Source organism: Trinickia sp. HAY1-2D, from assembly GCF_056754935.1.
This window is the reverse complement of record NZ_JBPGWX010000001.1, coordinates 1,174,743-1,187,011: the sequence shown is the minus strand read 5'-3', so window position 1 is coordinate 1,187,011 and position 12,269 is coordinate 1,174,743. Positions and strand designations below refer to the sequence as shown.

At 64.6% G+C, this 12,269-nt stretch carries 13 protein-coding genes; 11 read left to right on the top strand and 2 right to left on the bottom strand.

Annotated elements, in window-relative coordinates; translation table 11 throughout:
* Positions 1 to 8: 8 nt before the first annotated feature.
* Positions 9 to 1,493: an efflux transporter outer membrane subunit gene (locus tag ACR9ZC_RS05230; RefSeq protein WP_481579403.1), complete on the top strand. Its 1,485-nt coding sequence runs from the start codon at positions 9 to 11 to the stop codon at positions 1,491 to 1,493.
* Here ACR9ZC_RS05230 and ACR9ZC_RS05225 read toward each other — a convergent pair.
* Positions 1,484 to 2,338, bottom strand: coding sequence for a MipA/OmpV family protein (locus tag ACR9ZC_RS05225; RefSeq protein WP_481579402.1), 855 nt, complete (start codon positions 2,336 to 2,338; stop codon positions 1,484 to 1,486). The genes ACR9ZC_RS05230 and ACR9ZC_RS05225 overlap by 10 nt on opposite strands.
* Positions 2,339 to 2,504: 166 nt before the next feature.
* Between ACR9ZC_RS05225 and ACR9ZC_RS05220 the strand changes: the two genes are divergently transcribed.
* Complete coding sequence (locus ACR9ZC_RS05220; protein WP_173256999.1) at positions 2,505 to 2,942, top strand: response regulator; 438 nt, start codon at positions 2,505 to 2,507, stop codon at positions 2,940 to 2,942.
* On the top strand, positions 2,939 to 3,481 hold the full coding sequence (locus ACR9ZC_RS05215; RefSeq protein WP_331568008.1) for a hypothetical protein: 543 nt from the start codon (positions 2,939 to 2,941) through the stop codon (positions 3,479 to 3,481). Before ACR9ZC_RS05220 ends, ACR9ZC_RS05215 begins: the two co-directional genes overlap by 4 nt.
* 31 nt (positions 3,482 to 3,512) lie before the next feature.
* Here ACR9ZC_RS05215 and ACR9ZC_RS05210 read toward each other — a convergent pair whose 3' ends face one another.
* On the bottom strand, positions 3,513 to 3,887 hold the full coding sequence (locus ACR9ZC_RS05210) for a DUF3175 domain-containing protein (RefSeq protein WP_481579401.1): 375 nt from the start codon (positions 3,885 to 3,887) through the stop codon (positions 3,513 to 3,515).
* A gap of 229 nt (positions 3,888 to 4,116) precedes the next feature.
* Here ACR9ZC_RS05210 and ACR9ZC_RS05205 point away from each other — a divergent pair, with 229 nt between their 5' ends.
* From ACR9ZC_RS05205 to ACR9ZC_RS05170, 8 genes are all read left to right on the top strand, one after another.
* The gene (locus tag ACR9ZC_RS05205) at positions 4,117 to 4,668 is read left to right on the top strand and encodes a ferritin-like domain-containing protein (protein ID WP_331568006.1); all 552 of its coding nucleotides are present in this window, start codon (positions 4,117 to 4,119) and stop codon (positions 4,666 to 4,668) included.
* A 104-nt stretch (positions 4,669 to 4,772) separates the two neighbouring features.
* A complete protein-coding gene (locus tag ACR9ZC_RS05200; protein WP_481579400.1) occupies positions 4,773 to 5,330 on the top strand; it encodes a type 1 glutamine amidotransferase domain-containing protein in 558 nt (185 codons plus the stop codon).
* Between the two features lie 64 nt (positions 5,331 to 5,394).
* A complete protein-coding gene (locus ACR9ZC_RS05195; protein ID WP_440559621.1) occupies positions 5,395 to 5,673 on the top strand; it encodes a DUF1488 family protein in 279 nt (92 codons plus the stop codon).
* A gap of 88 nt (positions 5,674 to 5,761) precedes the next feature.
* A complete protein-coding gene (locus tag ACR9ZC_RS05190) occupies positions 5,762 to 6,394 on the top strand; it encodes a hypothetical protein (RefSeq protein ID WP_481579399.1) in 633 nt (210 codons plus the stop codon).
* 30 nt (positions 6,395 to 6,424) lie between these two features.
* Positions 6,425 to 6,583, top strand: coding sequence for a DUF1328 domain-containing protein (locus ACR9ZC_RS05185; protein ID WP_331573870.1), 159 nt, complete (start codon positions 6,425 to 6,427; stop codon positions 6,581 to 6,583).
* 87 nt (positions 6,584 to 6,670) lie between these two features.
* On the top strand, positions 6,671 to 7,489 hold the full coding sequence (gene ku / locus ACR9ZC_RS05180; RefSeq protein WP_481579398.1) for a non-homologous end joining protein Ku: 819 nt from the start codon (positions 6,671 to 6,673) through the stop codon (positions 7,487 to 7,489).
* Between the two features lie 83 nt (positions 7,490 to 7,572).
* Positions 7,573 to 10,335 (top strand): DNA ligase D, encoded by a 2,763-nt coding sequence (gene ligD / locus ACR9ZC_RS05175; RefSeq protein WP_481579397.1) that lies wholly within the window; start codon positions 7,573 to 7,575, stop codon positions 10,333 to 10,335.
* A 124-nt stretch (positions 10,336 to 10,459) separates the two neighbouring features.
* Positions 10,460 to 12,256, top strand: a complete 1,797-nt coding sequence (locus ACR9ZC_RS05170; protein WP_331573876.1) for a thiamine pyrophosphate-requiring protein — start codon at positions 10,460 to 10,462, stop codon at positions 12,254 to 12,256.
* Positions 12,257 to 12,269: the final 13 nt, after the last annotated feature.

Here is a 12,269-nt window from a genome sequence, read left to right as displayed (position 1 = left end):
GCTCCACGATGACGCCACGCCTCGTCATGCTGTCGTTGCTCGCTTTGAGTGCCTGCACCGTCGGCCCGGATTTCCATTCGCCGGCCGCACCGCGCGCGCAAGGGTATACGCGTGAGCCGATGCCGAGCGAGACAGCCGATCCAAGGGGGCCGGGCGGCGGCGCGCAGCGCTTCGTCCGCTCGGACGCCGCACCGCGCGCGTGGTGGCGGGGCTTTGGATCGGGCGAACTCGACCGGCTCGTGGACGAAGCCTTGCATCGGAGCCCGACAGTGGAGGCTGCGCGTTCTCGCCTGATCGCCGCGCGGGAGGACTACCGCGCGCAAGCAGGGGAGACAGAGCTGCCGAGCGTCGATGCCGGCTTATCGGCGACGCGCCGCAAAGTCGATCTCGCCTCGTTCGGGCTGGCCAACACGGCAAGCCCGCCGCCGTTTACGCTCTACGACGCGTCGGTCAGCGTGACCTATCTGCTCGACGTTTTCGGCGGCAACCGGCGTGCCCTCGAAGGAACGCGCGCGCAGGTGGACTATGCGGCATTCGAGCTCGATGCGGCGCGGCTTTCATTGGCGGGCAACGTGGTGTCGGCGGCGATTCGCCGGGCATCGTTGCGGCAGCAGCTGGCCTTGAGGCGACAGCTCGCAGCCGCGCAAGCGCAGCAGCTCGGGATCATGGAGCGAAGGCAAGGCGCCGGCGGAGTGTCCGAGCTCGATGTGCACGCGCAGCGCACGCTATTGGCTCAAACACGCGCGACGATACCGCCGCTCGCCGCGCAACTCGCGCAGACCGAGCATCGGCTCGCCGTGCTGGTCGGGCTGCCGAGCGCCGAGGCGGATATGGGCGATATCGCGCTCGACGAATTGCGCCTGCCCGGTACCGTGCCGGTCACATTGCCGTCGACGCTCGCGCGCGAGCGGCCCGATATTCGCGCTTCCGAAGCCTTGCTGCATCGGGCGAGCGCGGACGTGGGCGTGGCCACGGCGAATCTGTTTCCGCAGTTTTCGATTGCGGCGAGCGCGGGATCGGAACGCACGCATATTCGGGACATCCTGAAGCAGTTCAACGTCTGGAGCATCGGACTGAGCATGACCCAGCCGATTTTTCGCGGCGGCGCGCTGCGGGCGCAGCGACGGGCGGCGCAGGCCACCTACCAGGCGGCGCTGGCCGATTATCGCGAGACGGTGCTGCAGGCACTGCAACAGGTGGCCGATTCGTTGCAGGCATTGCAAAGCGATGCCGAAACGCTCGATATGCGCGACGCGGCGTCGCGCGAAGCCGAGGCGAGCCTGCACGTCGCCTCGGCTCGCTACGCGGCCGGTGGGATCAGCCAGTTCGCGCTGATCGATGCTCAGCGTCAGGCGCTCGCGGCAGGTCTCGACCGAACGAAGGCTCAGGCGGATCGTCTTGCCGACACGGCGGCGCTTTACCAGTCATTGGGTGGCTCGCCGCTCGAGCAGCGCGAGGCGCACGACGCATCGTCATTGCCTGCTCAGAATTGATAATCGACAGCGAAGTCGACGACGCCTGAGCCGCGGCGCTGGACGATCGGGCTGTTGGCGGCCGAGCCGACGAGTTGCTGATATGCGACGTTACCCGTCACGAGCCAATGTTTGTTCGCCATCCAGGTGGCGGCTACGCCGAACCCGACCGACTTGACGCCGGCCGAAGCGTGATACTGGCGCAGACCCGAGCGGGCCGATTCGTTGGCGTTGACGCCGAACCAGCTGTTCATATAGCGGGAGTCGGCAAACGTGACGGTCGGACCGGCAAACCAATTGAATTTTTCGGAACTTCCCGGCATCGGCATATAAGTGCCGAGATCGCCCACCCAACCGTTATCGCCGCCCATGGCGCGTCGCACGTCGGCGCGGACGACGAGCGGAAAGGTTTTTGACACGACATACTCGCCAAACAGGTGCATCGTGGGCGCCGGATTGATATTGTCCATACCGTGCAGATGATCGAGATCGTCGGCCGCGCGCCGGCCGAGATCGTAGGACAACGCAATGCCGGCACGCCAGTTCGGCCCCGTCACCACATTGGCACCCAGGCCTTCGCCCGTGGAAAAGAAGAAGCGATCGCGGTAGCGAATGTCGATGCTTGGCCCCGCGAGTATGTGGTAGCTGCTCGCCCCGTCATATCGCGGCTGAAAGCTGACCGACGGGCCGACGCGAATCCGCCAGGTAGGCAGTTGCGGCAGGAACATTTGTTCGAGCGTGATGCCGGACGAGTACTGCCACTGTGCGAGCGGTGACGGTGTTTGCGCGATGGCGGCAAGCGGGAGCATGGCAGCGCTCAGAAAGACGGCGAGGGCACCACGCGGTGCCGCTGTGGAGATCGACATGGTTCGTTCCTGGTTGCTTTGTTTATCGGATGCCGCGCTCGTACGACGTCAATCGTGCCAGAACCGGGAGCAATGTGCATGCCGAAGCGCACTGGGGGCCGGGCAGGTTCGTATTTTGCAGTGCCAGATGTTCGCGCGGTGTTGACGTACGACAAGGGAGCTGCTCGTGACCGACCCCAGCAAGGCCGATTCAAGCGAAGACGTCGTTCTTTGGCGAACGTTCCGGCCGGTGATGGCGCATCATCGCCGGGTGCTCGTCGTCGACGACTATCGCGACGCGGCCGAAGCGTTGCAACTTTTGCTCGATGCCGACGGTTTCGAATGCCGTGCAACGAGCGATCCGCTCGAGGCGTGTGCAATCGCGCGCGAATGGCAGCCGTTTGCCGCGCTGCTCGATATCGCGATGCCCGGGCTCGATGGGCTGGAGCTCGCGCGGCGGTTGCGCGCCGATCCAAGCACCGCGGACATGCTGCTGATCGCCTGTAGCGGCTATGCGTCGTCGCAGGACCGCGAACGCGCGCGCGAGGCCGGCTTCGACGCCCACTGCGCCAAGCCGCTGACACCGCAGTTGATCCTGCGTGTGCTGGAATTCACGAGCGCATGAGCCCGCGCCGCCCTGCCGCGGCCTGTGCGCTGGCGCTCGCATTGGCGAGTGCGGCGGCGCACGCCCAGGACACCCAACGACTCAATCGCGGCAACGATCCGTTCCTTTCGATTTCGCAGGCGGTTGCCCACTGCCCCGAACCGCTCGGGCCGCTCGAAACGGAAAGCGAGTGGCGAGCCGAGAGCCACTGGCGTGTCGAACGCGGCAACAGCTGCTGGTGGGAGGGGCGGTGCCGGCTCTCGAACGGCTACCTCTATGACAAGGAAATCGCCGAGGCGGTCAAGCGACGGCTCGCGAACATCGAATCCGCCACTCATTGGAAGGAAAAGACGACGCTGTGGTTGACCCTGCAACGCCGCTTCGTCTACGTGCAGGGGTGCGTTGGACCGGGGTTCGATAAAAAGACCTTCCTGTCCGAGCTGGCGAAGACGGCCGACGTCGAACGCGTCATCGACGACATGATGGACGATCCCGCCGGCAAGCCTCCTTACCGCACGCTTGCGCAGCCGGACGTGTTCCCGACGGATTCGAGCGAATGATGCGCGGCGCGCGGCCGCCCGCTTGGAGCGGCTACCGCGCGCGTCCGAACGCTTCGCGCAGCTTTCCCTTCGCGCTCTCGAGCACGCGCCGACGTGTCTTCGGCAAATTCCTTCCTGCGCGATTCAAATAGAAGTTCAGCATCGACATTGCGGATTGAAACGGTGTGCCGCGGCGTCGGCGGCTCGCGAGCGACGAGCGTTTGAGCGACTGCGCGATCTCCTCGGCGGTGCCCGATTTGAAAATCCCCGACTCGAGATCGAGTGCGTCGCTCGTCTCCATGACGTGATGCGACCAGCGGTGGGGCGATTTGCGCTTTTTGCGGCTCGATGCCTCGGCGTGGCGTTGCCGGGGTGGGTGACCGGAGCGGCGACGCGTCGATGAATGAGGTGTGGACGAATGGACCATCGGTACGCCTTTCTGACAATCAGGGGGAATCGATTCACGCGAGTTCGACTCCCACCCCCGCATGCAGCGTCCGTGCCGCCGCGCTCAGCCCGCTGTCTTCCCGCTGGCACGAGTGATGCATGCGTGACGAAAGTGCGCGCCTTGCCCATAGCGACCGACCGCCGATGGCGCACCTGCCGGCGCGTCATCGATTTTCCTTCACACAACCGCGCAATCCCTGGAGAGGACCATGGCTCAACAACCGTTTCTGACCGACGTCAAAGAGATTCGCAAGCGAGCCCGAGAACACATTTCCGAGGGCGCCGTCACGGCCGGATACAAGGCTGACCGCGAGACGGTGCTCAAGCTGCTCAACGACGCACTAGCGACCGAGCTAGTCTGCACGCTGCGCTACCGGCGCCACTATTTCATGGCGAGAGGGATCCATTCGACAAGCGTTGCCGATGAATTCCTCCAACATGCGCAAGAGGAACTGGGCCACGCGGATCAGATCGCGGAGCGCATCGTGCAACTAGGCGGCGAGCCGAATTTCTCGCCGGAGGGGTTGCTCTCGCGCAGCCATGCCGAGTACGTCGAGGGGGGATCGCTCGTCGAGATGATCCGCGAAGACCTGGTGGCCGAGCGCGTCGCGATCGACAGCTACCGCGAAATTATCGATTACCTCGGAGAAAAGGACCCCACGTCGCGCCGCATCATGGAATCGATACTTGCCGTGGAAGAGGAACATGCCGACGATATGGCCGACCTGCTTGAAGGATTGCCCGCCGAATTGAAGAAATGAGTGAGGAAACGAGGGAAAAGTGACGCTGGCACCGGGCTTGCTCGCAAGAGGTGATGAGGTGCGGGAATGAGAGACGTTCATCACCTGTTCGAGGAGTTCGACTCATGAGCAAGACGCTTCAAGGATGCAAGGTTGCAATGCTGGCGATGGACGGCTTCGAAGAAGCCGAATTGATCGAGCCGAAGCGCGCGCTCTCCGAAGCGGGGGCGCTCGTCCATGTCATTTCGAAGAAGCCTGGACAGCTTCAAGGCTTCCAGCATGTCGAGCGCGGTGCGATGGTGACCGTCGACGCGACGTTCGACCAGGTGCGGCCCGAAGACTACGACGCCGTCATCTTGCCGGGTGGAGTCGTCAACAGCGACGCGATACGGACTGTCCCGGAAGCGCAGGCATTCGTGCGCGCGCTCGACGAGGCCCATAAGCCGGTGGCGGTGATTTGCCACGGCGCCTGGTTGCCTATCTCCGCCGGTATCGTCAACGGACATACGATGACGAGCTGGCCGAGCTTGCAGGACGACCTGCGCAATGCCGGCGCAACCTGGGTCGACGAGGAAGTGGTCGAGGACGACAACTTCATCACGAGCCGCAAGCCCGACGATATCCCCGCGTTCAACCGGAAGATCATCGAGCAACTGGCGCGGCACGGTGCGCGCGCCTCTTGACGGCGTGAATGGATGCTGCGCGCGGCGGCCGGAGCCGCATCGGGGACCACATGGAGAGGCATTGATGCGTATCGACTACCCCGACGAGGAACCCGTTTTCGACGGAGCGCAGATGGTGGTGCGCTTCGCTGCGGTGGTCGACGGCGTGGAACTCGCCTGCGCTGTGACGGCCGAAGCGCTCGAGGATCATTTCGGCGCCCGTTCGGCGTTGCCCGAAGACATTCTGCGTGCCTATCATGAAGGAACGGAGCGCATTCGTTCGGTGTGCACGCGCGCGATCGAGGCCAACGACGGCGCGGCCGTCGTGCTGCGCAGCGGCCTGTTCAGGATGGAAGACGCCTGAGGCGCCGCGCCGCTGACGGTCGGGCGCCGAAAGCGGTTCCAGGAACCGGTGCTCGATAAGAACTGCCAACCACACTGGAGGTCACGCCATGTCGCTGATCGTCGCAGGTCGGTTTACCACGTTTGCCCAGGCGGAAGCCGCCGCCGCGCGTCTCTTCGACGCGGGAATCGTTCAGGAAGACGTCACGCTGTTTTTCGTCAATCCGCCGGGCCAGCATGCCCGGTTTCCCGTCGGTGGCGACGAATATGCCGACCGGCAGGCCTCGCGCAGTTCCGTCGGTGCCGGCAAAGGCGGTGTGATTGGCGCCGCGTTGGGCGCCGCCGTCGGCGTGGCGCTTTTCTCCGTGATTTCCGCTCCGTTCGTTGTCCTTATCGTTGCAGCGGGCGTCGGCGCGTACATCGGCTCGCTCATCGGTGCGATGACGCATACGCGAGGCGGCGGCAAGGTGCCCGAGCGGCAGGTTCTGCATCAGGGCCATGGTTCCGGCGTGCTCGTTGCGGTACACGTGAGCCCCGACAACCAGGAAACGGTGGCCCGCGTGCTGCGCGAGGCGGGCAGCCTCGAGATCGAGCGTGCGCATGGGCGCTGGCAGCACGGACGCTGGGCCGATTTCGATCCGACGAAAGACGTCGAACCAATAGACGCCTCGCGTGGCAGTGCAGCCGCGCAAGCAGCGTCCGGCCCGGAGCACGGTTCGCGCGCGCAGCCCGCGCAGCGTTGACACCCGCATCGTTCCTCCAGGAAAAAGATCATGCTCCGCTATGCCATCGTTTTCTTCGTGGTTGCGGTCATCGCCGCGATATTCGGTTTTACGGGTATCGCGGCGGGGGCGGCCGAAATCGCGAAGGTTCTCTTTTTCATCTTCGTTGTCATCTTCGTGGCGACGCTGTTGCTCGCCACGTTCCGATGACGAGTCCGCCGATGCCGGGCACGTGATGCGCGGCGGCGCGTTTCGTGCTTGAAGGCAAGAATCGCCCGTAGCGCGAAAGGAGCCGCCATGTCACGCGTCATCTGGAAAGGTGCCATCAGCTTCGGCCTCGTGAACGTGCCGGTGCAACTGCATCCCGCCACGCGGCCCGAACGTACGAGCTTCAACCTGCTCGATAAGGAAACGGCCGATCCGGTCGGCTACAAGCAGATCAACAAGCGCACGGGCAAGGAGGTGCCCCGGGAAAACATCGTGCGCGGGTTCGAGTACGAAAAAGGACATTACGTGCTGCTCGCCGACGAGGAAATCCGCGCGGCGAGCCCCGAGTCGACTCAAACCGTCGATATTCTTTCGTTCGTCGAGGCCTATTCCGTCTCGTTCCTTTATCTCGATACGCCCTATTACCTCGTTCCGGAACGGCAGGGCAAGAAGGCCTATGCGCTCTTGCGCGAAGCGCTCGCGCAGACGGGCAAGATCGGCATCGCCAGTGTCGTGCTGCACAACAAGCAGCATCTGGCCGCGTTGATTCCCGCCGGCCCGGTGCTCGCGCTCAACACGCTGCGTTGGGGTGGAGAGGTGCTGGCTATCGACGAACTCGCCCTGCCGCCCACCGACGCCAAGAAAGCGGGCGTCAATGCACGCGAGGTCGAGATGGCCAAGAAGCTGATCGAGGACATGACCGAATCGTGGAATCCGGGCGAGTACCACGACACGTTTCGCGATGAAATCCTCGCGCTCGTCGACAAGAAGGTGCGCGAGGGCAAGACGCGCGAGATCAGCGAAGCGGCCAAGGCACCCGCGCATCGGCGCGCAACCGCCGACGTCGTCGACTTGTCCGAACTGCTCAAGCGCAGCCTGGGACGCGGGCGCGGCAAGCATGCCGCGTAGCAAGGGCACTGGCGCATCGATCGTCGTCTGTATCGCGATGATGTGCCGGCCGATCCATCTCACCCACCGTCGGGATCGCTAGCATGGCCGGAAACCTCGATACCTACCGCAAAAAGCGCCGCTTCGGCGAGACGCCGGAGCCGGCCGGCGCATCGCGCGCGCGCCGCGGACAGCATGAACTGTCTTTCGTGATCCAGGAGCACCACGCCCGGCGCCTGCATTACGACTTTCGGCTCGAACTCGACGGCACGCTTCATTCGTGGGCGGTGCCGAAAGGGCCGAGCCTCGATCCCTCCGTGAAGCGGCTCGCCGTTCATGTCGAGGACCATCCTGTGGAATACGGGTCGTTCGAGGGGGAGATTCCCGAAGGCAACTACGGCGCGGGGACGGTGCTCGTCTGGGATCGCGGCACCTGGGAACCGGCCGGGGGGCCGAAGGAGGCGCGCAAGGCTTATGAGGCCGGCCGGCTCAAGTTCAGGCTCGATGGCCAAAAGCTTCACGGCGGCTGGGCGCTCGTACGCAGCGGTATGCGCGGCAGCGGTGACAAGGAGCAGTGGCTGCTCATCAAGGAGCGCGACGAGGAGGCCCGCAGCGAAGCGGAATTCGATGTGATCGCCGAGCGTCCGGGAAGCGTGCTCGGTAACGGTCATGACAAGGCGCGAGGCCGCGGCAAAGCCGGGACGACCGCACGCTCCAGGACGGCGCGCGAGGCGAAGCCGGCCGGTCGGCTCGCGGTGCCCGCCAAGGCGCCGCACGCGGGCGAAAAGAAAAGCGGACGGCCCGATATCGTTGCGACACGCAGCTCGGAGTCGCTGCGTGAGCTCGCCCGCTCGCCGGCCATCGAAGGCGCGACGAAGGCGTCGTTGCCCGCCGCGCTCAAGCCGCAATTGGCGACACTCGTCGATTCGGCACCGACCGGCGACGATTGGTCGTACGAAATCAAGTTCGATGGCTACCGCATGCTGGTCCGCATCGATCGCAAGGATCGATCGAAGCCTGTGCGAGTGTTCACACGCAGCGGGCTCGACTGGACCGACAAGTTCAGCCGACAGATCGAAGCGTTGGCCGCGCTCGACGTGGAAACGGCGTGGCTCGATGGCGAAGCGACGGTACTCGACGCGCGCGGCGTGCCCAGTTTCCAGGCGCTGCAAAACGCGTTCGATGCCAATCGACCCCAGGAGATCGTCTTTTTCCTGTTCGATTTGCCTTACCTCAATGGCTACGATCTGCGCAAGGTGCCGCTCGTGCAGCGGCGCGCTTTGTTGCGTGCGTTGATGGAGGAGCCCGAACAGGAAACGATACGGTTTTCCGAGGATTTCGCGCTCGACGCGAACGACCTCTTGCGCAGTGCCTGCGAAATGGCGCTCGAGGGAATCATCGGCAAGCGGCGCGACAGCGCCTATACCTCGACGCGAAGCGGCGCATGGATCAAGCTGCGCTGCCGGCGGCGGCAGGAGTTCGTGATCGGCGGATACACCGAGCCGTCGGGCAGCCGTACCGGTTTCGGCGCGCTGCTGCTGGGCGTCCATGACGTCAATGGCCGGCTGCACTACGCGGGGCGCGTGGGCACGGGATTCGACACGACGACGCTGCGTACCATCAAAAAGGCCCTCGACGAGCGCGAGACCGATGAGATGCCGTTTGCCGAAATGCCGCGCGAGCGCAGTCGGACGCGCGTGCATTGGGTCAAGCCCGAGCTGGTCGCGGAATGTAACTTTTCGGAATGGACGAGCGAGCGCATCGTCCGTCAGGCATCGTTCATCAGCCTCAGGCAAGACAAGCCTGCGGACGAGGTCGCGCAAGAGACGCCGCGCAAAGGAGACCAAGTGGGTTCGCAAACGCGTGAACCGTCAGCCCCAACGCCCGCCCGCAAGGCGCACCGTGGCACCTCGGGGCGGGCGTCGGCTCATCCAAGCTCGCGCCGCTCCTCGACATCGACCGATGAAACGACCGTCGCCGGTGTGCGAATTTCACATCCGGACCGTGTCATCGACGGCACTTCGGGATTTCGCAAGGGCGATCTCGCGCGTTATTTCGAATGGGTCGCGCCCTGGATGCTCGCTCATTTGAAGGACCGGCCGCTTGCGCTCGTGCGGGCGCCCGGGGGTATCGAAGGGGAGCTTTTCTTTCAAAAACACACGACGAGCCGGCTCGAGATTCCGCATATCACACAGCATGAAGGACTCGATCCCGGTCACCCGCCGCTGTTGACGATCGACAGTGTCGAAGCGCTCGTCGGTGCGGCGCAAATGGGGACCGTGGAGCTGCACACCTGGAACGCCGTCGCCTCCAACATCGAAAAGCCCGACCGTGTCGTGTTCGATCTCGACCCCGATCCGAAGCTGGGCTGGGATCGCATGATCGAGGCGGCGCTGCTGACACGCTCGCTGCTGCAGGAACTGGGGCTCGACTCGTGGTGCAAGACGAGCGGAGGCAAGGGGCTGCACGTCGTCGTGCCGCTCGCGAAACAGGCGGGGTGGGACGACGTCAAGGCGTTTGCGCAGGCGGCCGCCCAGCACATGGCCGCCACGCTGCCCGATCGCTTCAGCGCGAAGATGGGGGCGCAGAACCGGCGCGGCCGCATCTTCGTCGACTATCTGCGCGACAACCGGGGCTCCAGCACGGTCGTCGCTTATTCGCCGCGTGCGCGCGCGGGGATGGGCGTCTCGGTGCCGCTAGCATGGGAAGAGGTCGAGCAGACGACGGGTGGTGCTCAGTGGACCGTCACGAATCTTCACGAAAGGTTGGACACGTTGCGGGCCGATCCGTGGGCCGACTATGCGAAAGCGCGGCAGAGGATCACGCGCGAGATGCGCGACCGCCTGGGCATGGACAAATCCCGCTGAGGCAGGGAAAGCCGCCGCCGCTGGGTCCGCTTTTTGCAGCCTTTTCTTGCGTTAGTGTCCGGCGCCCTGGGTGCCGATCGGCGCCGGACACTGCTTCAGGGTTCAACGCATAGCGGAGGCAGGCATGGCGCAAACAGTAGGCGATTTCATCGTCGAAAGATTGCATCAATGGGGGGTGCGGCGAATGTACGGATACCCCGGCGATGGCATCAACGGGGTGTTCGGCGCGCTCAATCGCGCTGAGGGAAAGATCGAATTCATTCAGGCACGCCACGAAGAAATGGCGGCATTCATGGCCAGCGCGCATGCCAAGTTCACGGGCGAGCTCGGTGTCTGCATCGGGACTTCGGGGCCCGGTGCCGCGCACCTCGTGACGGGACTCTACGACGCACGGCTCGATCATATGCCGGTGCTGGCCATCTGCGGCCAGCAAGCGCGTGCGGGGCTCGGCGCGCACTATCAGCAGGAAATCGACATCGCGTCCATGCTCAAGGATGTCGCAGGCGCTTATGTGCAGCAAGCGAGCGTGCCGGCCCAGGTGCGGCACATGGTCGATAGGGCCGTACGCATCGCGCTTGCCGAACGGCGGGTCACTGCCATCATCTTGCCGAGCGATCTGCAGGAACTCGATTACGCCCCGCCGGCGCGCAAGCACGGAACGGCGCACTCGGGCGTGGGCTATTCGCGGCCATGCGTCGTGCCGGCGCCCGCCGACCTCGCGCGGGCCGCCGATGTGCTGAACGCGGGCAGCCGCGTGGCGATGCTCGTGGGCGCGGGGGCGCTCAATGCAACGGACGAAGTCATCGCAATGGCCAAGAAGCTCGGCGCCGGCGTGGCGAAGGCGCTGCTCGGCAAGGCCGTCGTGCCCGACGAATATCCGTGGGTGACGGGCTCCATCGGCTTGCTCGGCACCAAGCCGAGCTGGGAGCTGATGACGAATTGCGATACGTTTTTCATGATCGGCTCGGGCTTCCCGTATTCGGAATTCTTGCCGAAAGAGGGCGACGCGCGCGGCGTGCAGATCGACATCGATGCCGGCATGCTGAGCCTGCGCTATCCGATGGAGGTCAGCCTGGTCGGCGATGCCGCGCAGACGCTGCGCGCCCTGTTGCCGCTCATCGACCAGAAGGACGACGACGCCTGGCAAAAGCGTATCGCGCACTGGACCGAGGACTGGTGGGCGACGCTCGACAAGCGTGCGGGCGAAACGACGAAAACAGGTGTCAATCCTCAGCGCGCATTCACCGAGCTGTCGCCGCGTCTGCCCCCCGACGTCATTTTGACGAGCGACTCAGGCTCCTGCGCGAACTGGTTTGCGCGCGATCTGAAGATCCGCCGCGGCATGATGTGCTCGCTTTCGGGCGGCTTGGCATCGATGGGCGCTGCCGTGCCGTATGCCATCGCCGCGAAGTTCGCGCACTCGCAGCGGCCGGTCATTGCGATGGTCGGCGACGGCGCGATGCAAATGAACAATATGGCCGAGTTGATCACGGTCTCGAAGTATTGGAAGCAGTGGGCCGACCCGCGCTGGATCTGCATGGTTCTCAACAACGAGGACCTGAACCAGGTGACGTGGGAGCAGCGCGTCATGGAGGGCGATCCGAAGTTCGACGCGTCCCAGGTCCTGCCCAACGTGCCGTACCACCGCTTCGCCGAGCTGATCGGACTGAAGGGCATCTACGTCGATCGCCCCGAGGCGTTGGGCCCGGCATGGGACGAAGCGCTATCGGCGTCGCAGCCTGTCGTGCTCGAGGTGAAGACGGACCCGGAAGTACCGCCGTTGCCGCCGCATATCACGCTCACGCAGGCGCGTCAGTTCATGCGCACGCTGATGGAAGGCGACCCGCGCGAAGGCAGCGTGCTCGTCAATACGGCCAAGCAAGTCATGGCGTCGGTCTTGCCGGGCAAGAAGGACTCCTGATAGGACTCCTGAT